This is a genomic window from Streptomyces sp. NPDC031426 (genome assembly GCF_055581585.1).
In genome coordinates this window covers 181,658-207,881 of the sequence record NZ_JBVIJE010000009.1, presented here as the reverse complement: position 1 = coordinate 207,881, position 26,224 = coordinate 181,658, and the positions used below count along the sequence as shown (strand labels likewise).

General features: G+C 70.2%; 21 protein-coding genes. 9 read left to right on the top strand and 12 right to left on the bottom strand.

Going from position 1 to position 26,224, the window contains the following annotated elements:
• Nucleotides 1-115 precede the first annotated feature (115 nt).
• The 7 genes from gap to ACZ5NH_RS20790 form a co-directional block, all read right to left on the bottom strand.
• Complete coding sequence (gene gap, locus ACZ5NH_RS20820; RefSeq protein ID WP_069781521.1) at nucleotides 116-1,123, bottom strand: type I glyceraldehyde-3-phosphate dehydrogenase; 1,008 nt, start codon at nucleotides 1,121-1,123, stop codon at nucleotides 116-118.
• Nucleotides 1,124-1,466: 343 nt separating this feature from the next.
• A complete protein-coding gene (locus tag ACZ5NH_RS20815; RefSeq protein ID WP_468777208.1) occupies nucleotides 1,467-4,430 on the bottom strand; it encodes a M14 family metallopeptidase in 2,964 nt (987 codons plus the stop codon).
• A gap of 173 nt (nucleotides 4,431-4,603) precedes the next feature.
• Nucleotides 4,604-5,593 (bottom strand): DNA-binding protein WhiA, encoded by a 990-nt coding sequence (gene whiA, locus ACZ5NH_RS20810; protein ID WP_030583311.1) that lies wholly within the window; start codon nucleotides 5,591-5,593, stop codon nucleotides 4,604-4,606.
• Complete coding sequence (locus ACZ5NH_RS20805; protein WP_468777172.1) at nucleotides 5,584-6,675, bottom strand: gluconeogenesis factor YvcK family protein; 1,092 nt, start codon at nucleotides 6,673-6,675, stop codon at nucleotides 5,584-5,586. Before ACZ5NH_RS20805 ends, whiA begins: the two co-directional genes overlap by 10 nt.
• Nucleotides 6,672-7,691, bottom strand: coding sequence for an RNase adapter RapZ (rapZ, locus tag ACZ5NH_RS20800; protein ID WP_388621176.1), 1,020 nt, complete (start codon nucleotides 7,689-7,691; stop codon nucleotides 6,672-6,674). Before rapZ ends, ACZ5NH_RS20805 begins: the two co-directional genes overlap by 4 nt.
• A complete protein-coding gene (uvrC, locus tag ACZ5NH_RS20795; protein WP_388621178.1) occupies nucleotides 7,688-9,784 on the bottom strand; it encodes an excinuclease ABC subunit UvrC in 2,097 nt (698 codons plus the stop codon). Before uvrC ends, rapZ begins: the two co-directional genes overlap by 4 nt.
• Nucleotides 9,785-9,851: 67 nt before the next feature.
• Complete coding sequence (locus ACZ5NH_RS20790) at nucleotides 9,852-10,226, bottom strand: hypothetical protein (RefSeq protein ID WP_468777170.1); 375 nt, start codon at nucleotides 10,224-10,226, stop codon at nucleotides 9,852-9,854.
• 283 nt (nucleotides 10,227-10,509) lie between these two features.
• Here ACZ5NH_RS20790 and ACZ5NH_RS20785 point away from each other — a divergent pair, with 283 nt between their 5' ends.
• Complete coding sequence (locus tag ACZ5NH_RS20785) at nucleotides 10,510-11,457, top strand: hypothetical protein (protein ID WP_388621182.1); 948 nt, start codon at nucleotides 10,510-10,512, stop codon at nucleotides 11,455-11,457.
• Nucleotides 11,458-11,550: 93 nt separating this feature from the next.
• Here ACZ5NH_RS20785 and ACZ5NH_RS20780 read toward each other — a convergent pair whose 3' ends face one another.
• Nucleotides 11,551-11,979 (bottom strand): Rieske (2Fe-2S) protein, encoded by a 429-nt coding sequence (locus ACZ5NH_RS20780; RefSeq protein ID WP_468777169.1) that lies wholly within the window; start codon nucleotides 11,977-11,979, stop codon nucleotides 11,551-11,553.
• 261 nt (nucleotides 11,980-12,240) lie between these two features.
• Between ACZ5NH_RS20780 and ACZ5NH_RS20775 the strand changes: the two genes are divergently transcribed.
• Both ACZ5NH_RS20775 and ACZ5NH_RS20770 read left to right on the top strand, forming a co-directional pair.
• Nucleotides 12,241-13,371 carry a LacI family DNA-binding transcriptional regulator gene (locus tag ACZ5NH_RS20775; protein WP_468777167.1) on the top strand — a complete coding sequence of 377 codons (1,131 nt, stop codon included), beginning with the start codon at nucleotides 12,241-12,243 and terminating at the stop codon, nucleotides 13,369-13,371.
• Nucleotides 13,368-14,279 carry a carbohydrate kinase family protein gene (locus ACZ5NH_RS20770; RefSeq protein WP_468777165.1) on the top strand — a complete coding sequence of 304 codons (912 nt, stop codon included), beginning with the start codon at nucleotides 13,368-13,370 and terminating at the stop codon, nucleotides 14,277-14,279. Before ACZ5NH_RS20775 ends, ACZ5NH_RS20770 begins: the two co-directional genes overlap by 4 nt.
• A 162-nt stretch (nucleotides 14,280-14,441) precedes the next feature.
• Here the strand turns inward: ACZ5NH_RS20770 and uvrA are convergent, their stop codons facing one another.
• Entirely contained in the window at nucleotides 14,442-17,468 is a 3,027-nt protein-coding gene (gene uvrA / locus ACZ5NH_RS20765; RefSeq protein ID WP_451553939.1) for an excinuclease ABC subunit UvrA, read from the bottom strand.
• A 224-nt stretch (nucleotides 17,469-17,692) separates the two neighbouring features.
• On the opposite strand from uvrA, the gene ACZ5NH_RS20760 reads away from it, so the two are divergent.
• The 5 genes from ACZ5NH_RS20760 to ACZ5NH_RS20740 all read left to right on the top strand — a co-directional run bounded on the left by ACZ5NH_RS20760 (nucleotide 17,693) and on the right by ACZ5NH_RS20740 (nucleotide 21,961).
• Nucleotides 17,693-18,379 carry a maleylpyruvate isomerase family mycothiol-dependent enzyme gene (locus ACZ5NH_RS20760; protein ID WP_468777163.1) on the top strand — a complete coding sequence of 229 codons (687 nt, stop codon included), beginning with the start codon at nucleotides 17,693-17,695 and terminating at the stop codon, nucleotides 18,377-18,379.
• Between the two features lie 45 nt (nucleotides 18,380-18,424).
• On the top strand, nucleotides 18,425-19,081 hold the full coding sequence (locus ACZ5NH_RS20755) for an MBL fold metallo-hydrolase (RefSeq protein ID WP_468777161.1): 657 nt from the start codon (nucleotides 18,425-18,427) through the stop codon (nucleotides 19,079-19,081).
• 341 nt (nucleotides 19,082-19,422) lie between these two features.
• Complete coding sequence (locus tag ACZ5NH_RS20750; protein WP_388621196.1) at nucleotides 19,423-20,307, top strand: ABC transporter substrate-binding protein; 885 nt, start codon at nucleotides 19,423-19,425, stop codon at nucleotides 20,305-20,307.
• Nucleotides 20,304-21,206, top strand: a complete 903-nt coding sequence (locus ACZ5NH_RS20745; protein ID WP_468777159.1) for an amino acid ABC transporter permease — start codon at nucleotides 20,304-20,306, stop codon at nucleotides 21,204-21,206. The genes ACZ5NH_RS20750 and ACZ5NH_RS20745 overlap by 4 nt, the downstream gene beginning before the upstream one ends.
• Nucleotides 21,203-21,961, top strand: coding sequence for an amino acid ABC transporter ATP-binding protein (locus ACZ5NH_RS20740; protein ID WP_388621202.1), 759 nt, complete (start codon nucleotides 21,203-21,205; stop codon nucleotides 21,959-21,961). Before ACZ5NH_RS20745 ends, ACZ5NH_RS20740 begins: the two co-directional genes overlap by 4 nt.
• A gap of 22 nt (nucleotides 21,962-21,983) precedes the next feature.
• Here ACZ5NH_RS20740 and aroQ read toward each other — a convergent pair whose 3' ends face one another.
• Nucleotides 21,984-22,457: a type II 3-dehydroquinate dehydratase gene (aroQ, locus tag ACZ5NH_RS20735; protein WP_388621204.1), complete on the bottom strand. Its 474-nt coding sequence runs from the start codon at nucleotides 22,455-22,457 to the stop codon at nucleotides 21,984-21,986.
• A gap of 211 nt (nucleotides 22,458-22,668) precedes the next feature.
• Between aroQ and ACZ5NH_RS20730 the strand changes: the two genes are divergently transcribed.
• Nucleotides 22,669-23,940 (top strand): MFS transporter, encoded by a 1,272-nt coding sequence (locus tag ACZ5NH_RS20730; RefSeq protein ID WP_468777404.1) that lies wholly within the window; start codon nucleotides 22,669-22,671, stop codon nucleotides 23,938-23,940.
• Between the two features lie 64 nt (nucleotides 23,941-24,004).
• Here the strand turns inward: ACZ5NH_RS20730 and ACZ5NH_RS20725 are convergent, their stop codons facing one another.
• Complete coding sequence (locus ACZ5NH_RS20725) at nucleotides 24,005-25,105, bottom strand: calcium:cation antiporter (RefSeq protein ID WP_468777156.1); 1,101 nt, start codon at nucleotides 25,103-25,105, stop codon at nucleotides 24,005-24,007.
• A gap of 88 nt (nucleotides 25,106-25,193) precedes the next feature.
• Nucleotides 25,194-26,195 carry a TerC family protein gene (locus tag ACZ5NH_RS20720; RefSeq protein ID WP_468777154.1) on the bottom strand — a complete coding sequence of 334 codons (1,002 nt, stop codon included), beginning with the start codon at nucleotides 26,193-26,195 and terminating at the stop codon, nucleotides 25,194-25,196.
• Between the last annotated feature and the right edge of the window lie 29 nt (nucleotides 26,196-26,224).

Sequence of the window (26,224 nt, the reverse complement as noted above, 5' to 3'; positions counted from 1 at the left end):
GCACCTGATCGTAAAAGGACGTGGTCCGTACGCGAGACAGGGCCCGGACAGCGCGGCGGTGCGCTGCCCGAGCCCTGCTCTCACTTCAAGGTCCTGCTGCCGCGGTCTGCGGCGATCAGAGCTGGTTGCCGACGAAGACCGTGAGGTCCACGAGGCGGTTGGAGTAGCCCCACTCGTTGTCGTACCAGCCGATGACCTTCACGTTCTTGCCCTCCTGGACCATGGTCAGGGAGGAGTCGAAGGTGCAGGAGGCCGGTGCGTTGACGATGTCGGAGGAGACGATCGGGTCCTCGGTGTAGTCGAGGAGGCCCTTCAGCTCGCCCTCGGCGGCCTTCTGGAAGGCGGCGTTGACCTCTTCCTTGGTGACCTCGCGGCCGAGCTCCACGACCAGGTCGGTGACCGAGCCGGTCGGGACCGGGACGCGCATGGCGATGCCGTCCAGCTTGCCCTTGAGCTGCGGCAGGACCAGCGCGGTGGCCTTCGCGGCACCGGTGGTGGTCGGGATGATGTTCTCGGCGGCGGCACGGGCGCGGCGCAGGTCCTTGTGCGGGAAGTCCAGGATGCGCTGGTCGTTCGTGTACGCGTGCACCGTGGTCATCAGACCCTTGACGATGCCGAAGTTCTCGTCGAGGACCTTCGCCATCGGGGCCACACAGTTGGTGGTGCAGGAGGCGTTGGAGATGACGTGGTGGTTCGCCGGGTCGTACTTGTCCTGGTTGACGCCCATCACGATGGTGATGTCCTCGTCCTTGGCCGGAGCCGAGATGAGGACCTTCTTGGCGCCGCCGGCGATGTGCTTCGCGGCGTCTTCCTTCTTGGTGAAGATGCCGGTCGACTCGATGACGATGTCGACGCCCAGCTCGCCCCAGGGAATGTCGGCCGGGTTGCGCTCGGAGAGCACCTTGATGGTGTGCCCGTCCACCGTGATGGTGTCGGCGGTGTGGGAGACCTCCTGCTTGAGGCGACCCAGGATCGTGTCGTACTTGAGCAGGTGAGCGGTGGTCGCGGTGTCACCCAGGTCGTTGACAGCCACAACCTCGATGTCCGCCCCCTGCTCCAGCAGCGCGCGGAAGTAGTTACGCCCGATGCGGCCGAAGCCGTTGATGCCTACGCGGATCGTCACGAACCGATCTCCTCGTTGGTACGCCGGCCATGCGGTGCCGGCGAGCTCTGTTTGGGATGTCCCCGACCACCACCGACCCTACCTCCCGGAGGGCCCCGGGGTGACATCGAGATGGCCCATACACGGGCAGGCGGTCCGTACCCGCCAGTAGGGGTACGGACCGTGCCGGAACGGCAGTGGTTTCACTCGTATTTAGTACGGAATGCCGGGCGGTTTTCGCGTCGTCTTCACTCGTTCGTGAGCGGGTCGGCTCACTTGATCAGGGCCCGTTTCGCGCACCGTTGAGAGGGCTCCCGCTCACCTGTTGGAACAAGGCGAGCGGGATCTGTCAACGTGGCGCCCCTCACCCGCCGAGTGCCGCGAACGCCTTCCGCACCAGGGTTGCCCGGTCGGCCGCCGACGACACCTGTTCCAGGCCGAAACCGAGCAGCACGGTGTGGTCCGTGGTGACCGCCCCGTACGTCTGGAACAGCGCTCCGGAGCGCGCCCAGTCCTTCAGGACCGGCGGGCTGCCCGCGGGCGGTCCGGCCACGTGCCAGGCGCCCAGCGACGACTCGAAGCCCTCGGTCTCCTTCGCCGTCCCGCCGACGACGAGGGAGGCGTCGTCGGCGAGGACTCCGTGTCCGCCGGTGCCCGGGTCGGTGATGTAGCTGATGGAGACCTCGACGGACTTCCCGGCGTAGGCGCTCAGGTCGAAGCCGACCTGCCGCCAGCCGCCGGAGCTGCCGGTGAGGCTGTTCCAGGAGCCGGTCGTGCCGGTCGCGGTGCAGGCGTTGTTCGCGAGCGTCAGGTAGTGCTTCAGCCAGGGATGCTCGGCGATCAGGAATCCCTGCCCGCAGTCCGCCGGCACGGCCGTCCTCGTGGCGCCCCCGGCCTCCGGCAGCGTGGTCCAGTCGTCGGCGCCCACGGTGTGCGCCTCGATCACCGCGTGGTCGTAGCCCGGCTCGGTGTCCCACAACAGCCGGGTGGTGAGGGCCGGCTTGTCGGCGGCGCTGACACCGGTGAGGTCAATGGTGCGGGTGAGGCGCTTGTAGGCGTCGTCGGTGTGCACGGCGGCGGCCATGTACGAGCCGGAGTACGGCCCGTAGGGGCTCACCGCCCCGGCGAACCGGCCCGCGCCCGCGCTCTTGAACTGCGGGTACACGGACGCCGGAAGCTCGTCGGAGGTGACGCCGTAGGTACCGGCCTCGTCCAGCGGGTTCCCGGGCGCGTCACCGAGGGCGCCGGAGTAGCCGTCCAGGGCGCCGGTGCCGGTGAAGCCGCTGGCTCCCTTGGTCGACGTACGGCTGTAGGCGCCCAGGTAGTACTGGCTGAAGTCGTCCGAGAGGGTGCCGCCGCCGAGGTCGACGCTGCCGCCGGCCAGTTCACCGGCCTCGATCAGCCGGCCGCCCTCGTTGAGGTAGGCGCGCAGCTGGAGCTGGGTGGCGTTGCCGGGGCCGTTCGCGCCCGAGTAGTGCACGACCGTGCGGAAGTGCTTCAGCACGCCGAGCGCGTCCGGGGCGCCCTGCGTGGCGACGTCCCACACGATCGCCCGGTGCCCGGCCGCCTTCACCGCGTCCAGGTACTTCTGCGCCTGTGCGGCCGCCGCGCCCTCCTCGGCGACGACGAGCGTGTCGGCCTCGGGCCGCTCGGCGACGGTGTAGGTGAAGTGCGGGCTGGAGACCTTCTTGCCGCCCTTCTCCTCGCCGGTGAACCAGACCTCCACCTTGTCGCCCGGCTCGCCGCCCCGCACCGTGGCCCGGTACTCGTCGAAGTACAGGTCGTCGTGGCCGCCGTAGGTCCTGCCGCCCTTCCAGCGCCGCAGCGCCCGGTCGTGCGTACGGCCGCCGTCGACGCGGTACTTCAGCTCCTTGTCGCGGATCGCCTTGCGGACGACGACGGAGACCTCCTGGTCCGCGCCCCGGGAGTACGACGTGGCGAACGTGGCCGGGGTGAAGTCGGCGGCGCTCAGCCCGACCGAGGAGACCGGCCGGTCAGGGTGCGCGGCGGTCTCGGCGACGGAGAGCGCGAAGGGGATGTTCTTGGTGAACTCCTGCTGGATGAGTTTCTCGTCGTCGGGGAAGTTGAAGACCGACTGGCAGTTCTCGGGCTTCCAGGCGTCGTTCGGGTCGATCTCCGACGCGGTCTGGCAGGTCGACATCTCGGGGGTGAACATCGCGATGCCGTTGACGTTCGACGCGTGCCCGTCCGCCTCACCGTTGGTGGTGTACAGCTCCGAGGAGACCTGCGAACGGTAGCCGGGGATGGCCGGATCGTCCGGGGTGCCGGCGAGCGCCTTGTAGAGGACGTCGTCCGGGGTGGGGGTGGCGACCTGCCAGCCGACGCCGTAGAGCAGGAGTTCGGCGGCGGAGTGGTAGTTGACGGCGTATCTGAACCCGACGCGTTTCTCGAAGCCGTCCAGCGCCTTGGTCTCGGGCTCGGACTCGGGGCTCGCGCCGCGGTAGGTCTCGCTGGTCGGATCGGGGGACGATCCCTCGTCGTCGTAGCCCCACTTGTAGGGGAAGTTGCGGTTGAGATCGACGCCGTCGCCCGTGCCGATGACGCCGTCGCCGTTGACGTCCCGCAGGTTCTTGCGCCACAGGCGAGTCGTGGAGTTCTTGAACGTGTAGTCGTAGCCGTCGGGGTTGGCCGAGATGACGAACCACAGCTCGGTGGAGTCGACGATCCTCCGGATGCGCTTGTCGGTCCTGTAGCGGTCCAGGTAGTAGTGCATCAGACGCCGGGTCATCTCCGGGGTGATCCACTCGCGCGCGTGCTGATTGGACAGATACAGCACGGACGGCTTGGCGCCGTCCTTCGTCTTCCTGGCGTCCCTGGTCAGCTTGAGGGCGAGGATGTCCTGGCCGTCCACCGTCCTACCGATGGACTCGACCTTGGTCAGGCGGGGGTTGGCCTGGGCGGTGCGCAGGATCTCCTCCTTGAGCCCGCCGCTTCCGCTGTAGGGGCGGAACACGCCCTGGGACGCCTTCTCGATGCGGGCCTCCGCCCTTGCCGGGACGGTGTGCTCGGTGAGGTCGACGCCCTGTCGCCGGAGTTGGGCGGCCTGGTGCTCGGTGAGGTAGACCTCGACCTCGGACTTTCCGGCCTTTCCGCCTCCGCTGACCTGCTCGGCGAGTTCGTCGCCGTCCTGGCCGGCCTTGAGAAGGAGGGGTATCTGCTGCTTGGTGACGTCGGCACGGAAGACCTTGACCGCGTCCGGGTCAGACTTCGCCGGACTTCCGCTCTGTGCCTGGGCTACGGGTGCAAGGCTCGCTCCGCCGATCAGAAGCGCGCCGACAGCGAGGATCGATCTCGCTCTGTGTCTCATGAACCCCCCTAGCGGTGGTCCGCCACAGCGGCGAACAGGTTGCCAGGCTCATGTCAGACGGTGATCGAGTCAAGAGCGCCTCACGGCCATGTAAATGAAGGCTTGCCAGGCACGGGAAGGCCGGTGCCGCAGCCCCGACTGGGCCTCGGCACCGGTCTGTTGAGGTGGGCCGGTCAGCCCGCCAGGTTGTCCGCCAGCTCCTCGCTGAGGTTGGCCTCCGTGCCCGGGATGCCCAGGTCGGCGGCGCGCTTGTCGGCCATGGCCAGCAGCCGGCGGATACGGCCCGCGACCGCGTCCTTCGTCAGCGGCGGGTCGGCGAGCGCGCCCAGCTCCTCCAGCGAGGCCTGCTTGTGCTCCATGCGCAGGCGTCCGGCGGCGGCGAGGTGCTCGGGGACCTCGTCGCCCAGGATCTCCAGCGCCCGCTGCACCCGCGCTCCGGCGGCCACCGCTGCCCGGGCCGAACGGCGCAGGTTGGCGTCGTCGAAGTTCGCGAGCCGGTTGGCCGTGGCCCGCACCTCGCGGCGCATCCGGCGCTCCTCCCAGGCCAGCACCGACTCGTGCGCGCCGAGCCGGGTCAGCAGCGCGCCGATCGCGTCGCCGTCACGCACGACCACCCGGTCCACGCCCCGCACCTCGCGGGCCTTCGCGGCGATCGACAGCCGGCGGGCGGCGCCGACCAGCGCGAGCGCGGCCTCCGGCCCCGGGCAGGTCACCTCGAGCGAGGAGGAACGGCCGGGCTCGGTCAGCGAACCGTGCGCCAGGAAGGCCCCGCGCCAGGCTGCCTCGGCGTCACAGGTGGCCCCCGAGACCACCTGCGGGGGCAGGCCGCGGATCGGGCGGCCCCGGCCGTCCACGAGCCCCGTCTGGCGTGCCAGCTGGTCACCGCCCGCGACGACCCGCACGACATAGCGCGAGCCCCGGCGCAGCCCGCCGGGCGCCATCACGATCAGCTCGGAGCTGTGGCCGAAGATCTCCAGGATGTCCCGCTTGAGACGGCGGGCCGCCATCGCGGTGTCCAGCTCCGCCTCGATCACGATGCGCCCGCTCACCAGGTGAAGGCCGCCGGCGAACCGCAGGATGGCGGAGACCTCCGCCTTCCTGCAGCAGGTCCGGGTGACGGGTAGCCGGGAGATCTCGTCCTTCACCGCTGCCGTCATCGCCATGGGCCGATCCTTCCATGCATCCGAAAAATACGGTCGTACGCGGCGGCCAACAGCTCCGGGTCGTGCCGGGGTGTTCCGTCGGTCCGGGCCACCGGTGCCAGCTCGACCGCGGCTCCCAGCCGCTTGGCGGCCTCGGTGAGCGAGTCGCGGTCGGGCACGGCGGCCTCGTCGGCCAGCACCACGTCCAGGGCGAGTTTAGGGGCGTGTCGCCCCAAAACCTCCAAATGACGCTGCGGTGAGAACCCCTCGGTTTCTCCCGGCTGCGGGGCAAGGTTCAGCGACAGCACCTTGCGTGCCTTCGTCTGCGTGAGGGCGTCCAGCAGCTCGGGTACGAGCAGGTGCGGGATCACGGAGGAGAACCAGGAGCCGGGGCCGAGCACCACCCAGTCCGCGTCCAGGACCGCCGCCACGGCCTCGGGCACGGCCGGCGGGTCGTTCGGCACCAGGTGCACCGACTGGACCTCGCCGGGCGTGAGGGCGACGTTCGCCTGCCCGCGCACGGTGTCCACGTCCTCCGGCCGCTCCGGATCATGCCCCTTGACCAGGGCCTGCAGCTCCAGCGGCACGGCGGACATGGGCAGCACCCGGCCGTGCGCGCCGAGCAGCTTGCCGACCAGGTCCAGGGCCTGCACATGGTCGCCGAGCTGCTCCCACAGGGCGACGATCAGCAGATTGCCGACCGCGTGCTCGTGCAGATCGCCCTTGGACTGGAAGCGGTGCTGGATGACCCGGGCCCAGGTCTGGCCCCACTCGTCGTCGCCGCACAGCGCGGCCAGCGCCTTGCGCAGGTCGCCGGGCGGCAGCACACCCAGTTCGTCGCGCAGCCGGCCGCTGGAGCCACCGTCGTCGGCCACGGTGACGACGGCGGTGAGGTCGCCGGTGATCCGGCGCAGCGCGGCGAGCGAGGCGGACAGGCCCATGCCGCCGCCGAGCGCGACGACCTTCGGCTGAGCGCCCCGACGCCGGGGCCGGCCGCCGCGGGCCTCGCCGGGGCGGGCCGTCCCTTCGGTCGTGGCACGGCTGGAGCGCTCCTCCGGCACCATCCGGCGCAGCCTGCCGAGCCGCCGTGTACGTTCCGTCATTCCCGTCCCATGTCCCGGTGTACGACCACCGTCTCCACGCCCTCGGCCGCGAGGCGCGCGGCGAGCTTCTCCGACATCGCGACCGAGCGGTGCTTGCCGCCGGTACAGCCGATCGCGATGGTCACATACCGCTTGCCCTCGCGCCGGTAGCCGGCGGCGATGAGCCGCAGCAGTTCGGCGTACCGGTCGAGGAACTCCTTCGCGCCGGGCTGGTTGAAGACATACGCCGACACCTCCTCGTTCAGTCCCGTGAACGGGCGCAGCTCCGGGACCCAGTGCGGGTTGGGCAGGAAGCGCATGTCCGCGACCAGGTCGGCGTCGACCGGGAGGCCGTACTTGAAGCCGAAGGACATCACGGTGGCCCGCAGCTCGGGCTCCTCCTCGCCGGCGAACTGGGCGTCCATCTTGGCGCGCAGCTCGTGCACGTTGAGGCTGGAGGTGTCGATCACCAGGTCGGCGTCGCCGCGCAGCTCGCGCAGCAGCTCGCGCTCGGCGGCGATGCCGTCCACGATGCGGCCGTCGCCCTGCAGCGGGTGCGGGCGGCGCACCGACTCGAAGCGGCGCACCAGGGCCTCGTCGCTGGACTCCAGGAACACGATCCGCCGGGTGACGCCTCGGGTGTCGAGGTCGGCGAGGGATTCGCGCAGATTGTCGAAGAAGCGCCGGCCGCGCACGTCCACGACGACCGCGATCCGCGCCACGTTGCCCTGCGAGCGGGCGCCCAGCTCGACCATGGTGGGGATGAGGGCGGGCGGGAGGTTGTCCACGACGAACCAGCCGAGGTCCTCCAGACACTTCGCCGCCGTGGACCGTCCCGCTCCGGACATGCCGGAGATGATCACCAGCTCGGGGATGGCCGCTTCCTGGCCCGAGACCGGCGTACCGTCCGTACTCACCTGTGCTCCGTTTTCCTGGGCCGCGGGCTGTTCGCCCGCCGCGGGGGGTGGCAAATCCCGCCCCGCTTCCTTGCGGGCCCGATCTCGCTCCGCTGTGGGCTGTGCGTCGTGCTCCGTCATCTCTCCTGCCCCCGTCGTTCGTCCGGGAGGCCCGCGGTTACGGGCTCCCCCGAGGAGCCCGCCGTCGTATCGGGTTCCTCGTCATCAATGATCTCCCCGGTCGCCGTGTTCACGGCGGGTGCGGCCGGAGCCGCCTGGGCGAGGGCCGCGGCGATGGTCTCGGCCGTCTTCCGGCCTATCCCGGGCACCTCCTGGATCTGTTCGATTGTGGCGGACCGCAGCCGCTTCACCGAGCCGAAATGCTTGATGAGCGCTTGTTTGCGGGTCTCGCCGAGGCCGGGAACGTCGTCCAGGGGGCCGGCCCGGAAGCGCTTGGCGCGTTTGGTGCGCTGGTAGGTGATCGCGAACCGGTGGGCCTCGTCACGGACGCGCTGGAGCAGATAGAGGCCCTCGCTGGTGCGGGGCAGGACCACCGGGTCGTCGTCGCCGGGCAGCCAGACCTCCTCCAGGCGCTTGGCGAGGCCGCAGACGGCGATGTCGTCGATGCCCAGCTCGTCCAGGGCGCGCCGGGCCGCGGCGACCTGCGGCTGCCCGCCGTCGACCACGACGAGCTGGGGCGGATAGGCGAACTTCTTCGGACGGCCGTCGTCGTCCTTGAGGGAGTTGGTGATCTCGTCCGGGTCGGTGAGGGTGCCGTCGCCGTCGGTGAGGGCGTCCTCGCTGCCGGAGCCGTCGGCCCACTCCCCCGTCTTCTCCTTCTCCGCGAGGTACCGCCTGAAGCGGCGGGTGATCACCTCGTGCATGGAGCGGACGTCGTCCTGCCCCGCGAAGCCCTTGATCTGGAAGCGGCGGTACTCGCTCTTGCGCTGCAGTCCGTCCTCGAAGACGACCATGGAAGCGACCACGTCGTCCCCCTGGAGATGCGAGATGTCGTAGCACTCGATGCGCAGCGGGGCGCTGTCCAGGTCGAGGGCCTCGGCGATCTCCTCCAGGGCGCGAGAGCGCGTGGTCAGGTCGGAGGCGCGCTTGGTCTTGTGCAGCGCGAGCGCCTGCAGGGCGTTGCGCTGCACGGTCTCCATGAGGGCCTTCTTGTCGCCGCGCTGCGGGATGCGCAGCGAGACGTTCGCCCCGCGGCGGCCGGTCAGCCACTCCTGGACCGGCTCGACGGGCTCGGGCAGCGCCGGGACCAGGACCTCCTTGGGGACGGCGTCTCCCATCTCCTCGCCGTAGAGCTGCTGCAGGGCGTGCTCGACCAGGGCGCCGGTGGTGATCTCCTCGACCTTGTCGGTCACCCAGCCGCGCTGGCCGCGCACCCGGCCGCCGCGCACATGGAAGATCTGCACGGCCGCCTCCAGCTCGTCCTCGGCGACGGCGATGAGGTCGGCGTCCGTCGCGTCGGCGAGCACGACGGCGTTCTTCTCCATGGCCTTCCTCAGGGCCTCGACGTCGTCGCGCAGCCGGGCCGCCCGCTCGTACTCCATCTCCTCGGCCGCCTCCATCATCTGCTTCTCCAGACGGCGGAGGTAGGTGCCGGTGCGGCCGGCCATGAAGTCGCAGAACTCCTCGGCCAGCTCCCGGTGGTCCTCGGGGCTGATCCGGCCGACGCAGGGGGCGGAGCACTTGCCGATGTAGCCGAGCAGGCAGGGGCGGCCGGTGCGGGCGGCGTTCTTGAACACGCCGGCCGAGCAGGTGCGCACCGGGAACACGCGCAGCAGCAGGTCGACGGTGTCCCGGATGGCCCACGCGTGCCCGTACGGCCCGAAGTACCGGACGCCCTTCTTCTTGTGACCGCGCATCACCTGCACGCGCGGGAACTCCTCGTTCATCGTCACCGCGAGGTACGGGTAGCTCTTGTCGTCGCGGTACTTGACGTTGAACCGGGGGTCGTACTCCTTGATCCAGGAGTACTCCAGCTGGAGGGCCTCGACCTCCGTGGACACCACGGTCCACTCCACGGACGCGGCGGTGGTCACCATCGTCCGGGTGCGCGGGTGCAGGTGCGCCAGGTCCTGGAAGTAGTTCGCCAGGCGCTGGCGCAGGCTTTTCGCCTTTCCGACGTAGATCACCCGGCGGTGCTCGTCACGGAACCTGTACACCCCCGGGGAGTCCGGGATCTCACCCGGCCTGGGGCGGTAGCTGGAGGGATCGGCCATGTCTCACACCCTACTGGCGACCACCGACACCGCGTCGGGCCTGTGGACAACGCCCGCGGCGTGCCGCTCAGCCGTCCACAACCCATCCGGTGTCCGTCGGCGGCAGGCCCGTCCCGATCAGGTGCCGGACGATCCGGAACGCCTCGTCGAGCGGCACGGTGTCCTGGTCCGGGTATGTGTCGCACTGCCCATCGGCCAGGACAAAACCCCCGCTCGCCCCTGCGGATCCCACGGAGACGGCGTGGGATCCGGGGTCGTCCGCTCCGTCGAGAAGCATCACCAGCGCGCGTTCGGTGTTGCTCACCACGGACAGCAGGCGCCCGGTGGAGCCGGTCAGCCAGGTTTCGAGACGGCCCTCGGCGATCCGTCGCCGCAGCACCGCGACCGCCTCCTGCGCCGTCACGGCCGTGCGATCACCCCCGAAGGTCCAGGTCTCCGTCACGCGGCGATCTTCCCATCGGCCGGCTCCGGCGCGCCTGACGCTCGCGGCCGCAGGCCCCCGGCGCAGAGCAACGGCCCGGCCAGGGGTGGCCATGGCGGGTTCGAGGTGTTGTCGGGGTCTGGTCAACACGCTTCAATGCGGGGGAACTCGGGGCCGTGCACGCACGCGGACAGGCGAGGCGTGCTCAGCCAGGGGCGTCCACGACGTCCACGGGGGTGGCCCCGCACACCAGCGCAGGCGGTCTGACCAGCCGTAGCGACACCTCACAGAAAGGCGCCCCGGTATGCGGCATGCCACGGAGCACGCGCACCTCCCCACCGCGGAACTGGACACGGCCCTGCGGGGCGGCCCCTTCCATGTGGCGCTGCGCGCCGCGATCGCCGCGCGCGGGCTGCCGCTCCAGCGCGTCCAGCACCATCTGTCCCGGCACGGGGTCAAGGTCGGCGTCACCAGCCTGAGTTACTGGCAGCAGGGTGCCCGCCGCCCCCAGCGCCCGGAGTCTCTGCGGGCCGTACGGGCGCTGGAGGAGATCCTCCAGCTGCCGGACGAGTCGCTGATCCGGCTGCTCGCCGAGGCCGACGGGTCCGCCGCGGCCGGTCGCCCGGCGGGGCGCTCCTACCGCTCCCTGATCGAGGCCTCGGACGTCCTGGACCGGCTCCGGGCCGAGCTCGGCTGGTCCCTCGACGGCGGTCTGCACACTCTGGGGCACCACGAATGCGTCCGCATCGGCGCCCGGCGCGAGCTGGCCGGCCGCGAGGCCCATCACATCGTGCGGGCCCACCGTGACGGCGTCGACCGCTTCATCGCCGTGCACCACGGCGACCCCGGCTGCCGCCCGCACGACATCAGGGTGCGGGCGCTGGAGAACTGTCGCACCGGACGCGTCCGCTGGGACCAGGGCACCGGCGTGCTGGCCGCGGAGCTGCTCTTCGACACCCGGCTGCGCGCCGGCGAGACCTACCTCTTCCGGTACGGGATCGAGGACGGCACGGCCGGCCCGAGCCGCGAGTTCCTCCACCGCTTCGGCTTCCCCGGCGGCCAGTACGCCCTCCAGGTGCGATTCGACGCAGCCGCGCTGCCGGCCCACTGCCATCGGTTCACCCAGCACTCGACGGCGGCCCCCCGCAGCGGCCGCCACCAGCTGTCGGTCACCGGCCCCCACCACTGCGTCCACGTGGTCGAACCACGGATCCGCCCGGGGATCGTCGGGATCGCGTGGGAATGGGAGTGAACTCGCCTCGGGTGTGAGTCCCGGCCGGGAAGTGTGGCGCGGGGCCGCCGTACAGTCCGTTCTCGCACCCGGCGTGTCAGCGTGACTGTCGGGTCAGGCGCCCGGGCCGGCGATGATCCTGCCGTTCGTGGTCTTCACCGGCAGCTCGGCCAGGGGCTCGGTGGCCGGTGACTGGACCACCTTGCCCGTCGCGGCGTCGAACTGGCTGCCGTGGCAGGGGCAGATCAGGGTCGTCCCCTGGAGCTTGTTGATGGGGCACCCCGCGTGCGTGCAGATCGTGCTGTAGGCCTTCAGCGCGCCGCTCCCGTCGCGGCTGACGACCACGTTGTGGTCCCGGTAGAGCTTGGCGCCGCCCTTCGAGACCTCGCTCTCGGCACCGAGGTCCACCGGCGCGGTCGGGGTGGCCGCCACCGAACCACCCTGACCGGGCCCCGCGCACGCGGCCAGGCCGAGACCGGCGACCGGGACCGCGGCGGCCCCTCGAAGGACGGTACGACGGCTCGCGGACGGTCGGGCGGGCATCTGGGACTCCACTGCTCAAGGGGTGTGCAGGGCGACGATACCCGGGCACAAGGGCCGGCCTCGGGGCGGGGGCGACGACTGCGGCGGGAGGTTGTGTCCGGCGCGGCACAGGAGAGAGAGGGAGCGCCAGGGGAGGGCTGTTGGGGATGGTGGGCGAGGGAGTCTACGTAAACGCTTGCGCAATCGTTTACGCCAGGTCGGTCCATGGGATACCGTCCCGCGCGGAAGGACAGCGCTCGATCGGTTCAGGAGGGAGCCGCGATGCCCACCATGGCGGATGTCGCACGGAGCGCCGGGGTCTCCGTGGCGACCGTGTCCCACGTCCTGAACGGCACCCGCCCCGTGCTGCCCCACACCCGCCAGGCCGTGCTCGACGCCATCGACGCCCTCGGCTACACCCCCAACACGCTGGCACGGTCCCTGGTGACCTCCCGCACCCGCTCCATCGGGCTCGCGGTGTCGGCGATCAGCAACCCGTACTTCACGGAGATCCTCCAGGGCGTGGAGGCCGCCGCCCTGGAGGCGGGCTACAGCCTGCTCCTCGCGGACCCGCACGACGACCCGGGGCACGAACGCAAGGTCGTGCAGCTCCTCCATGAGCGCCGGGTGGACGGCGTGATCGTCGCGCCCTCCGCGCGCCCGCACGAACTGGTCGGCTATCTCCGCCGCCACGCCGTACCGACCGTGTTCCTGGACCGGGTGGTCGACGCCGGCGTGCCGGGCGGCTCCGCAGTGGGTGGCGGAGCGGGTGCCGCTCCCGATCAGAACGCGCCCTGGTACGACCAGGTATGCGCCGACAGCGCCGAGCCGACCGCCCGTCTGGTCACCCATCTCGCCGGGCTGGGCCATCACAGGATCGGCCTGGTCGCGGGTCTGCCCGGCCTCAGCACCACCAGTGAGCGTGTCTCCGGCTACCGGCACGGCCTCGGCGCAGCCGGCCTGGAGCTCGATGAACGGCTCCTGGTGTCCGGCAACTCCGAGTCCACCGGTGCCGAGCAGGCCACCGCCGCACTGCTCGCCCTCCCTGAACCGCCCACGGCACTCGTCACGGCCAACAACGCCATGACGATCGGCGCCCTGCGCGCCCTGCGCCGGCACGGCCTGTCCGTACCGGACGACATCGCCCTGTGCTGCTTCGACGACTTCGCCTGGGCCGATCTGTTCTCACCCCGGCTCACCGCCATCGCCCAGCCCAGCAGGGAGTTGGGCGCGCAGGCCGTCCGGGTGCTCCTGGACCGTCTGGACGAGCCAGGTCGGCCGATCCGGACGGTCCGGCTGCCGTGCGCGTTCGTCCATCGCACGTCCTGCGGGTGCCCGGAGGAGCCCGGCGGGTCCCAGGAGCCCGGGCACACCGCATCATCCACGCCGTCGGAGAAGGGAACCGCCTCGTGATCGTCGTCGCCGGTGAGGCACTGATCGACCTGGTACCGCAGGGCTCCGGCGCCCTCGCGGCCCTGATGCCGGCGCTCGGCGGCGGCCCTTACAACACCGCCGTGGCCCTCGGCCGGCTCGGTTCCCGCACCGCTTTCTGCTCCCGGACGTCGCACGACGCCTTCGGCGAGGCCCTGCTCGACGGGCTGCGGCGCGCGGAGGTGGATGTGTCGAGCGTGCAGCGAGGGACGGAGCCGACGACGCTGGCGGTGGCCACGATCGACGACAGTGGCTCGGCCGCTTACTCCTTCTATGTGGACGGCACCGCCGACCGTCTGTTCACCGCCCCCGCCGCGCTGCCGGCCGGTACCCGCGCGGTGTCCTTCGGCACCTGCTCGCTCGTCCTGGAACCGGGAGCGAGCGCCTATGAGGAGCTGATGCACGCGGCGGCCGGGCAGGGGCTGTTCACCGCCCTCGACCCCAACATCCGGGCGGGGCTGATCCCGGACGCGGACGCTTACCGGGCGCGTTTCAAGAGCTGGCTGCCCTCGGTAACGCTGCTGAAGCTGTCCGCTGAGGATGCCGAGTGGCTGGGCGGCACCCCGCGCGAGTGGCTGGCCGCGGGACCGGCGGCCGTGGTGGTGACCCGGGGCGGGGACGGTCTGACCGCGTTCACCCGGGACGGCGCGGAGTACTCCGTACCAGGTGAGAAGGTCACCGTGGTGGACACCATCGGCGCCGGTGACACGGTCAACGCCGCCTTGCTGCACGGGCTGTCCGCCCTGGACGCGCTGTCGGAGGAAGCGCTCGCCGCCCTCGGGACGGAGGGCTGGACGCGGCTGCTGCGCTTCGCGGCACGCGCGGCTGCGATCACCTGCTCGCGGGCGGGGGCCGAGCCGCCGTTCGCGGCCGAGCTCGGTGAACTGTGAGCGGCCCCTTTTCTGTCCGGGGTTTCCCTCTCTGCTGTTGTCAAGGTGCGGCCGGACCCGGGGTGCGGGGAGCTGGCAAACCTCGGAGCCGGGGTGGCTGATGGTGGAACGAGTGGCGCCCCGCGGGGAGTTCCCGCGGGGCGCCACTTTTCTGGTGATGTGTCAGGCCTTGCGTGCCCGCGTCGTCTTCTTCGCGGGCGTCGCCTTCTTCGTGACCGCGTCGGCCTTCTTGGTCGCCGTGCTGTTGGCCTTCGCCGTCACCGTCTTCTTCGCCGCCGTCCTCGCCGCGGCCGTCTTCCCGGCCGTTGCGGTGCGCTGCGCCGGCACGGATTCGGCGTCGCTGATGCGGTCGGCACCGAGGATCTCGCGCAGGAACTTGCCGGTGTGGCTGGCCGGAACCCCGGCGACCTCCTCGGGGGTGCCCTCGGCGACCACGAGGCCACCGCCGGCGCCGCCCTCCGGACCCATGTCGACGATCCAGTCGGCGGTCTTGATCACATCGAGGTTGTGCTCGATGACGATGACCGTGTTGCCCTTGTCGACCAGGCCGCCGAGGACCTTCAGCAGCTTGCTGATGTCCTCGAAGTGCAGACCGGTGGTCGGCTCGTCCAGGACGTAGACCGTGCGTCCGGTGGATCGCTTCTGCAGCTCGCTGGCCAGCTTCACGCGCTGGGCCTCACCGCCGGAGAGGGTGGTGGCGGACTGGCCGAGGCGGACGTAGCCGAGGCCGACGTCCTTCAGCGTCCTCAGGTGCCGGGAGATGGCCGGGACGGCCTCGAAGAAGTCGGTGGCCTCCTCGATCGGCATGTTCAGCACATCGGCGATGGACTTGCCCTTGTAGTGGACCTCCAGGGTCTCCCGGTTGTACCGGGCGCCGTGGCAGACCTCGCACGGGACGTAGACGTCCGGGAGGAAGTTCATCTCGATCTTGATCGTGCCGTCGCCCGCGCAGTTCTCGCAGCGGCCGCCCTTGACGTTGAAGGAGAAGCGGCCGGGCTGGTAGCCGCGGACCTTCGCCTCGGTGGTCTCGGCGAACAGCTTGCGGATGTGGTCGAAGACGCCGGTGTACGTCGCCGGGTTGGACCGCGGGGTGCGGCCGATCGGCGACTGGTCGACGTGCACGACCTTGTCGACCAGGTCGTCGCCGTCCACGCGCGTGTGTCGTCCGGGGACGTTCCTCGCGCCGTTCAGCTCACGCGCCAGGTGCGTGTACAGGATGTCGTTGACCAGCGTCGACTTTCCGGATCCGGAGACGCCCGTGACGGCCGTGAACACGCCCAGCGGGAAGGACACGTCGATGTCCTGCAGGTTGTTCTCACGGGCGCCGTGCACAGTGAGCTGCCGGGACGGGTCGCGGGGGCGGCGGATGTCCGGAAGCGGGATCGCCTTGCGCCCCGAGAGATAGGCGCCGGTCTGCGACTCGGTGTTGGTGAGCAACTCCGTGAGGGAGCCGCTGTGCACGACCTTGCCGCCGTGCTCACCGGCGCCGGGGCCGATGTCCACGACCCAGTCGGCGACCTTGATGGTGTCCTCGTCGTGCTCCACGACGATGAGCGTGTTGCCCATGTCGCGCAGCCGGACCAGGGTCTCGATCAGCCGGTGGTTGTCCCGCTGGTGCAGACCGATGGACGGCTCGTCCAGGACGTACAGGACGCCGACGAGGCCGGAGCCGATCTGGGTGGCCAGGCGGATGCGCTGGGCCTCGCCGCCGGAGAGCGTGCCGGCCGCGCGGTTCAGCGAGAGGTAGTCGAGGCCCACGTCGACCAGGAAGCGCAGTCGCTCGTTGACCTCCTTCAGCACCCGCTCGGCGATCTTCTTGTCACGGGCACTCAGCTTCAGCCGGCCCAGGAAGTCCGCGCAGTCACTGATCGACATCGCGGCGACCTCGGCGATCGACTTCTCCATGATCGTGACCGCGAGGACGATGGGCTTCAGGCGCGTGCCCTCACAGGAGGGGCAGGGCACCTCGCGCATGTAGCCCTCGAAGCGCTCGCGGCTGGCGTCGCTCTCGGCCTCGCTGTGCCGGCGCTTCACGAACGGCACCGCGCCCTCGAAGGGCGTGGTGTACACGCGCTCACGGCCGTACCGGTTGCGGTAGCGGACCTCGATCTGGGTCTTGTGGCCGTAGAGCAGGGCCTTCTTCGCGCGCTGGGGCAGGCCCGCGAACGGGATGTCCGTGCGGAAGCCGAGCGCATCCGCGAGGGCGCCGATCAGCCGGCCGAAGTAGTCCTTGGTGTGCCCGTGCGACCAGGGGTGGATGGCGCCTTCGTCCAGGGACCTGTCCTCGTCCGGAACGATCAGCTCGGGGTCGACCTCCATCCGCGTGCCGATGCCGGTGCAGTCGGGGCAGGCGCCGAAGGGCGAGTTGAAGGAGAAGGAGCGGGGTTCCAGCTCCTCGAAGGACAGGTCGTCGTACGGGCAGTACAGGTGCTCGGAGTACATGCGCTCGCGCTCGGGGTCGTCCTCGGGGAGGTCGACGAAGTCCAGCACGATCATGCCGCCGGACAGGCCGAGGGCGGTCTCCACGGAATCGGTGAGGCGGCGCTTGGCGGACTCCTTCACCGTGAGGCGGTCCACGACCACCTCGATGGTGTGCTTCTCCTGCTTCTTCAGCGTCGGCGGCTCGGACAGCTGGATGGTCTGCCCGTCCACCCGCGCGCGGGAGTAGCCCTTGGTCTGCAGGTCGGCGAAGAGGTCGACGAACTCGCCCTTGCGCTCGCGCACGAGCGGCGACAGCACCTGGAAGCGGCTCCCCTCCGGCAGCTCCAGGACCCTGTCGACGATGGCCTGCGGCGACTGGCGGGAGATCGGGCGGCCGCACTCGGGGCAGTGCGGCTTGCCGATGCGCGCGAAGAGCAGACGCAGGTAGTCGTAGACCTCGGTGATGGTGCCGACCGTCGAGCGCGGGTTGCGCGAGGTCGACTTCTGGTCGATGGAGACCGCCGGGGACAGACCCTCGATGAAGTCGACGTCCGGCTTGTCCATCTGGCCGAGGAACTGCCGGGCGTACGAGGAGAGCGACTCCACGTAGCGCCGCTGGCCCTCGGCGAAGATCGTGTCGAAGGCCAGGGAGGACTTGCCCGACCCGGACAGGCCCGTGAAGACGATGAGCGAGTCACGCGGCAGGTCGAGCGAGACATTCTTCAGGTTGTGCTCGCGCGCGCCACGGACGATGAGACGGTCGGCCACGCCGGTCCGCACCTTTCTTGAGAGAAGTGACAGGGGCGGGGCCCCCGTGCTTCTTCAGACTAGGGGGAGCCACTGACAACGCCGGTCGGATTCTCCGGTTGCATAACAACCCCCGGCCATCCAGCATGCCCGACGCCGCCCTCGACGATATAGCACGTGCTTTCGATTTGCGGCCGAGCTTCACCACCTTCACCCAAAGGTGTGGTGGAGCTAGTGTCAGGCCCATGATTGATCACGCTCATGACCTGGCATGTGTACGTGACGCGACCGAACGGCTCCTCACCGCGGTCGCCAAACTGGACAACGCGTCGCTCGCCGAGCCGTCACGGCTTCCGGGGTGGACCCGCGGGCATGTCCTCGCCCACCTCGCGCGCAACGCGGAAGCGCTCGTGAACGTTCTCGAGGGCCGGCCCATGTACGCGAGCGCCGAGGCACGGGACGCCGACATCGAACGCGACGCCCCACGCGGCCTCGACGCCCAGCTCGCCGACCTGCGCGAGAGCGCGGCCCGCTTCCAGGCCGCGGGGGACGCGCCGGCGGACTGGACGCGCACGGTGGAGCTGCGCAACGGGGTCACCGACTCGGCGTCCCGCGTGCCGTTCCGGCGGTGGATCGAGGTCGAGCTGCACCATGTCGATCTCGGCATCGGGTACGAGCTGGAGGATCTTCCGGCCGAGTTCACGGACCGGGAGATCGACTTCCTGGCGAAGCGCTTCGCCGGACACGAGGAGGTGCCCTCGACCGGCCTGAGCGCAGGCAACGGCCGGACCTGGACCACGGGCGGCGGAGCGGAGGCCGGACCGGTCCAGGTCGAGGGTACGGCCGCCGACCTGCTCGGCTGGCTCGCCGGGCGACGCGACGGCTCCGGCCTCACCACGAACGGCCCGCTGCCGAAGCTGCCCCCGTTGTAGGTCCGCTACGGTCCGCCGGTCCGCCCCCGCTATAGGCTGATCACCATGACGTACACCGGAGAGGTCAGGGTCGGCGGACCGGCGGATGTGCACGAGCTCAAGGACCTGATGATCACGAAGATCGCGGTCGGCCCGATGGACAACAACGCCTACCTGTTGCGCTGCCGGGCCACCGACGAGCAGCTTCTGATCGACGCCGCCAACGAGGCGCAGACGCTCCTCGGGATGATCGGTGACGACGGCATCGCCTCCGTCGTCACCACACATCAGCACGGCGACCACTGGCAGGCGCTCGCCGAGGTCGTCGCGGCCACGGGAGCGCGTACGTACGCCGGCCGCGAGGACGCCTCCGGCATCCCCGTGCCCACCGATGTCCTCGTGGACGACGGCGACGCCATCAGGGTGGGACAGGTGGAGCTCACCGCACGGCACCTCGTCGGGCACACCCCGGGTTCGATCGCGCTGGTCTACGACGACCCGCACGGCCACCCGCACGTCTTCACCGGCGACTGCCTCTTCCCGGGCGGTGTCGGCAACACGCGCAAGGATCCGAAGGCCTTCGCCAGTCTGATCCACGACGTGGAGACGAAGATCTTCGACGTACTCCCCGATGAGACCTGGGTCTACCCCGGGCACGGCAACGACACGACCCTGGGTGCGGAGCGACCGCATCTGCCGGAGTGGCACGCGCGCGGATGGTGAGCGCCGGGCGCGTTCCTCTCCTGCGCGCCGGGCACGTTTCGCGTCGCGCGCCCCGGGGACGTTTCGGCCGCGCGCGCCCCGTGTGAACGTCTCGCACATGCTGGGGGCGCGTGCGCGCTCCCCGCGCGCCCAGTCACGCGGTCAACTGGTGGCAACCCCGTGGAGGATGACGGCTCCTCTGCGGCAGGGCCGCCGGCCTCCAACCCCGCCCTCGGCCGGCGGCCCAGGCCGAAGTCGCGCGCCATGGGGGATGTTCACACGCCCGCAACACCCGTTCCCAGTATGCGGACAGTTATGGTCGTGACCTGGACAAACGCGGGGTTCGCTGCCAATCTCCCGCCATGTACACAGCCCCTCGTGTCCTGCGCCGTGCGGCAGCCGCCGCCACCGTAGCCCTGCTCGCCCTCGCCGTCGGCTGTGCTCCGCAGCCGGAGCAGAAGGCGTCGGCCTCACCCTCCGGCTCGGCCGCGAAGAGCTGCGCCAAGGGCAAGTTGGCCACCAAGACGTCCGGCAAGCTGACGATCGCGACGGACGAACCGGCGTACGAGCCCTGGTTCAAGGACGACAAGCCCGCGGACGGCAAGGGCTTCGAGTCGGCGGTCGCCTACGCCGTGGCCCAGCAACTGGGCTATGGCAAGAGCGCGGTCGTCTGGCAGAGCGTGCCGTTCAACAAGGCGTTCGCGCCCGGCGTGAAGAGCTTCGACTTCGACATCAACCAGGTGTCGATCAGCTCCGAGCGCAAGAAGGCCGTCGACTTCTCCTCCGGCTACTACGACGTGCGCCAGGCCGTCATCGCGCTGAAGGGCAGCAAGGCCGCCAAGGCGACGAGCATCGCGGACCTGAAGGACCTCAAGCTGGGCGCCCAGGTGGGCACCACGAGCCTCAACTACATCAGCGACGTGGTGAAGCCGTCGCAGGAGGCGGCCGCGTACTCCAAGAACGACCAGGCCATCTCCGCGCTCAGGAACGGCCAGGTCGACGCGATCGTCACCGACCTGCCGACCGCCTTCTACGTCACCTCGGCCCAGGTGACCAACGCCAGGATCGTCGGCCAGTTCGAGAACCAGGGCGGCACACCCGAGCAGTTCGGGCTCGTCCTGGACAAGGGCAGCGGTCTCACTTCGTGCGTGACGTCGGCCGTGGACGCCCTGCGCAAGGACGGCACGCTGGCGAAGCTGGAGAAGCAGTGGCTGTCCGACGCCGTCGACGCTCCGGTGCTCAAGTGACGGTCACGAAGGAGGAGTCCGGGGAGGACTCCGGCAAGGGCGACATGCGCGACGGGTACGTCCCGTCCGAGCGGCGGCTGGAGCGCGAGCGCCACAAACGCGCGCGTGCCCGCCGCGCGACGGCGATCGCGGCCCTCTCGACCCTGGTCACCGGCGTCGTCCTCTACCTGGTCGTCGTCAGCGCGCCCGGCTGGCCGCGCACCAAGGAGACCTTCTTCGACGGGCAGTACGCGCTCGAGGCCTTCCCCAAGGTCCTCGACGGGCTGTGGCTGAACATCCGGCTGCTGCTGATCTGCGGCGTGCTGGTGCTCGTCCTGGGCATGCTGATCGCCATCGCGCGCACCCTGCCCGGGCCCGTGTTCTTCCCCCTGCGGGTGCTCGCGGCCGCGTACACGGACTTCTTCCGCGGTCTGCCGCTGATCATCAACCTGATGATCGTGGTCTTCGGCGTGCCCGCGCTGCGTCTCCAGGGCGTGACCGTCGATCCCGTGCTGCTCGGTGGTACGGCACTGACACTGACCTACTCCGCTTACGTCGCCGAGGTGTTCCGCGCCGGCATCGAGTCCGTGCACCCCTCGCAGCGCGCCGCCGCCCGCTCGCTGGGGCTGACCAACCGTCAGGCGCTGCGGTACGTGGTGCTTCCCCAGGCGGTACGGCGTCAGGTGCCGCCTCTGCTGAACGACCTCGTGTCCCTCCAGAAGGACACCGGGCTCGTGTCGATCGGCGGCGCGGTCGACGCCGTACGGGCGGCCGACATCATCGCCCAGCGCAGCCTCAACTACACGCCGTACATCGTCGCGGGCCTGGTCTTCGTGGCACTGACCATTCCGATGACCCGCTTCACGGACTGGGTGACGGCCCGGATGGACCGGCAGCGGGCCCAGGGAGGATCGCTATGAGCGACGCAGTCACGCCCGTGCTGCGCATGGAGTCCGTTCGCAAGACCTTCGGCGGCTCCGTCGTGCTGCGGGACGTCGGTCTGGAGGTCGCCCCGCACACGGTGACCGCGCTGATCGGCGCCTCCGGCTCGGGCAAGTCCACGCTGCTGCGCTGCGCCAACCTCCTGGAAGAGATCGACGACGGCGCGATCTGGCTGGACGGCGAGGAGATCACCGATCCCCGCGTCGACCAGGACGCGGTCCGGCGCCGGATCGGCGTGGTCTTCCAGGCGTACAACCTCTTCCCGCACATGACCGTGCTGGACAACATCACGCTGGCGCCCCGCCGGGTGCACGGCGTCGCCCGCGCGGAGGCCGAGGAACGCGCCAGGGAGCTGCTGGAGCGCCTCGGACTGGGTGCCAAGGCGGATGCCTATCCGGACCGGCTCAGCGGCGGCCAGCAGCAGCGTGTGGCGATCGTGCGGGCGCTCGCCGTACGGCCTCGGCTGTTGCTGCTGGACGAGATCACGGCGGCGCTCGATCCCGAACTCGTGGGCGAGGTGCTGGAGGTGGTCCGGGACCTGAAGGAAGACGGCATGACCATGGTGCTGGCGACGCACGAGATGGGCTTCGCGCGGGACGTCGCCGACCAGGTTTGTTTTCTGGACGGTGGCGTCGTGCTGGAGCGCGGCACCGCAGAGCAGGTCTTCGGCGACCCGCAGCAGGAGCGGACGCGGCGCTTCCTGCGGCGGATCGTTGAGGCGGGCAGGCTGTGACGGCATCGCACTACGCCATGGCCTAAGCCTCGGCCTCGGCCGCCCCCAGCAGGGCGGCGACCCGCTCCACACCGAACACATAGCCCTGCACTCCGCAGCCGGCGATCACGCCGTCGGCACGCAACGAGACGTACGAATGGTGCCGGAACGATTCGCGCCGGTGGATGTTGGAGATGTGCACCTCCAGCACGGGCATGCCGTCGCAGGTGTTGAGTGCGTCCAGAATCGCGACCGACGTGTGGGAGTAGGCGCCGGGGTTGATGACGATCCCGCTGTGGTTCAGGCGCGCCTCATGGATCCAGTCGACCAACTGACCCTCGTGGTTGGACTGCCGGAAGTCCACGGTGCCGCCGTGCGCGGCCGCGGCCTTTGCGCACATCGCCTCGACGTCGGCCAGGGTGTCCGTGCCGTAGATCTCGGGCTGGCGCTGGCCGAGCAGGTTCAGATTGGGCCCGTTGAGGATCATGATCGGGGCGTTGGCCAGGGTGCGGGGCACGTTTCCTCCGGTCCGTTCGGGGCGGTACGTCGACGACCGCCGCTCGCACCCGGTCTATCACGGTGGCCGGTGCACATGGCGGGCCGCGTGCGCCGGAAGCCCCGGCGGCGCACGCCACGTCGCCCGATCACCTCCGCGCGCCCCGTAACTGTTGATCACGGTGGGTGGTTGACGCGGCATGCAGCCTGTGCGTGCCGTGAGCACCCCTTCGATGCCGAGACTCGCCGCCGCGTCCCTGGCGGGGACCGCGATCGAGTTCTACGACTTCTTCGTCTACGGAACGGCGGCGGCCCTGGTCCTGGGGCCGCTGTTCTTCCCGACGTTCTCGCCGGTCGCGGGGACGCTGGCGGCGTTCGTGACGTTCGGGGTGGGCTTCGTGGCCCGGCCGCTGGGCTCGGTGGTGTTCGGGCATCTCGGCGACCGCCATGGACGGCGGCCGGTGCTCGTCGCCTCACTGCTGCTCACGGGCGCCTCGACCGTCGCGGTGGGCTGTGTGCCTTCGTACGGGACCATCGGCGTCGCCGCGCCCCTGCTGCTGCTCGTGCTGCGCTTCCTGCAGGGCCTCGGGCTCGGCGGGGAGTGGGGCGGGGCGGTGTTGTTGACCGCCGAGCACGCGCCGGCCGCGCGACGCGCTCTGTGGTCGAGCTTCCCTCAAGTGGGGCCCGCGGTCGGCTTCGTGCTGGCCAACGGGGTGATGCTCGCACTGTCGGCGGGCCTGTCCGACGCGGAGTTCGCCGGGTGGGGCTGGCGCGTGCCGTTCTGGGTCGCCGGTGTGCCGGCGCTCGCCGGGCTGTGGTTGCGCTCGTCGCTCGCCGAGAGCCCCCGGTTCCTGGAAATCGACGACCACGCGCGCGTGCCGCTCGTGGAGGTCGTACGGCATCACGGGCGGCTGGTGCTGCTGACGGCCGGCGCGCTGGCCATCGGGTACGCGGTGTTCTACGCGGTGACGACCTGGTCGCTGGCGTATGCGACGGAGCGGCTCGGGGTGAGCCGGACGGTGATGCTGACGTGTGTCATGGCCGCGGTGGTCGTGAAAGGGGCCCTCACGCCCTTGGTGGCGCTCCTCGGCGACCGCTACGGGCGGCGGCCGATGTGCCTGACGGGTTGCGCGGCCTGCGTCGTGTGGATGCTCCCGATGGTGTCCCTGCTGGCCACCGGTCAGCCGCTGCTGATGTTCCTGGGCATCCTGGGCGCGCTGATCGCCTTTGTCACCATGTTCGCGGTCATCGCCGCCTACCTGCCGGAACTGTACGAGGCGCGGGTGCGCTGCACGGGCGCCGCGGTGGGCTACAACCTCGGCGGGGTCCTCGGTGGCGCGCTCACCCCGCTCGTGGCCACGGCGCTCGCGGAGCAGAGCGGGCGTGTGCCCTGGGCCGTAGGCGTGTATCTCACGGGCATCGGGCTGATCAGCCTGGTGTGCTTCGCGCTGCTTCCGGAGACGCGGCCGGTGCCCGTGCCGGCGGTGGAACCTGCGACAGGTTGACCGGCCGGGGCCCGGAACGACGGCGACGCCTCACAGGCCTCCCGAAGAGGGCCGGACGGGCGGGCTACGGGCTGATGGCCAGCTCCAGGTAGGCCGCGAAGAGCACCAGGTGGACCCCGCCCTGCAGGGGCGTGGCCCGTCCCGGCACCACGGTGAGGGAGCTGACCACGATGGTCAGTGCGAGCAGCAGCATGTGCGTCGAGCCGAGGCCGAGGACGAGCGGTCCGGACAGCCAGACGGAGGCGAGGGCGACGACCGGGATGGTCAGGCCGATGCTGGCCATGGCCGAGCCGAGTGCGAGGTTGAGGCTGGTCTGCACGCGGTCGCGACGTGCGGCGCGCAGCGCGGCGATCGTCTCCGGCAACAGCACGAGCAGGGCGATGATCACACCGACGACAGCTTGGTGCAGCCCGGCCGCCGCCACGCCCGACTCGATGGTGGGCGACACGCCCTTGGCCAGGCCGACCACGCCGATCAGGGCCAGGCCGAGCAGGCCGAGGCTGATCCAGGCGGTGCGCGCGGACGGGGGCTGGGCGTGGTCGTCGGCGGTGACGACCACGCTCTGCTGGGTGATCGGCAGGAAGTAGTCGCGGTGGCGCACGGTCTGGGTGGCCACGAACAGTCCGTACAGGATCAGTGAGGACAGCGCGGCGAAGGTCAGCTGCACCGAGGAGAACTCGGGTCCGGGCCTACTGGTGGTGAAGGTGGGCAGCGCCAGGCTGAGCGTGGCGAGCGTCGCCACGGTGGCCAGGGCGGCGCCGGTGCCCTCGGGGTTGAAGATCGCGGTACCGTGCCGCAGGGACCCGACGAGCAGACAGAGTCCGACGATGCCGTTGCAGGTGATCATCACGGCGGCGAAGACGGTGTCCCTGGCCAGGGTGGAACTCTTGTCCCCGCCGTCCGCCATGAGAGTGACGATCAGGGCCACCTCGATGATCGTGACGGCTATGGCGAGCACCAGGGAGCCGAAGGGCTCGCCGACACGGTGGGCAATGACCTCGGCGTGGTGGACGGCCGCCAGGACGGAACCGGCGAGTACCAGCGTCACCACGGCGACGACCGCGCCCGGCAGGCTGCGGCCCCAGGTGAAGACCAGGATGACGACCGCGAAGACGGGCACGAGGACCGTCCATTGCCGAGTGAAGGCCCGGAGCCGAGTGATCATGCGGGGATGGTCGCAGAGGCGTACAGGATTCGCATTCCTCTGTTTTCCGATACTTCTGATCCTTTCCGGTGTGGGACCTCGGGCTTGGTCAGGCGTCGACGCTGTCCTTCGGGGCGGCTTCGCCGCCGGTGCGGGCTGCCTCGGCGGCAGCCTGCCTACTGTTGGCCATCAGGCTGGTGACTGTGGTGACGATCAGGACCGCGCAGATCACGCCGAGCGAGACCGGGATGCTGATCTCGGGCACGTGGACGCCGGACTCGTGCAGGGCGTGCAGCACCAGCTTGACGCCGATGAAACCGAGGATGACCGACAGGCCGTACGAGAGGTGGACGAGCTTCTTCAGCAGGCCGCCGATGAGGAAGTACAGCTGTCGCAGGCCCATGAGGGCGAAGGCGTTGGCGGTGAAGACGATGTACGGGTCCTGTGTCAGGCCGAAGATCGCGGGGATGGAGTCCAGGGCGAACAGGACGTCCGTGGTGCCGATGGCGAGCATCACGACCAGCATCGGGGTCATGACCCGCTTGCCGTTCTGCCGTATCCACAGCTCGGTGCCGTGGTACCGGTCGGCCACACCGAACTTGCGCTCCGCGGCCTTCAGCAGCTTGTTCTCCTCGTACTCCTCGTCCTCCTGGTCCGCGCGGGCCTCCTGGACTAGCTTCCAGGCGGTCCAGATGAGGAACGCGCCGAACAGGTAGAAGATCCAGGAGAAGCTGGCGATGATCGCGGCTCCTGCGGCGATGAAGACGGCCCGCAGGACCAGGGCTATGAGGACACCGACGAGCAGAACGCGCTGCTGGTACTGCGCGGGCACCGCGAACTTCGCCATGATCAGGACGAAGACGAAGAGGTTGTCGACGCTCAGCGACTTCTCGGTGATGAATCCCGCGAAGAACTCGCCGGCCGGCTGTCCACCGCCGAAGGCGAGGAGACCGAGGCCGAACAGCCCGGCCAGCGCAATCCAGACGACGGTCCAGATACCGGCTTCCTTGATGGACACCTCATGCGGCCTGCGCCCGATGAGGAAATCGACCGCGATCAGAGCGGCGAGGCCCACGATGGTCAGGACCCACAGGGTCATGGAGACTTCCACTGCACCTCCGGCATTACGTAACGGCAAAC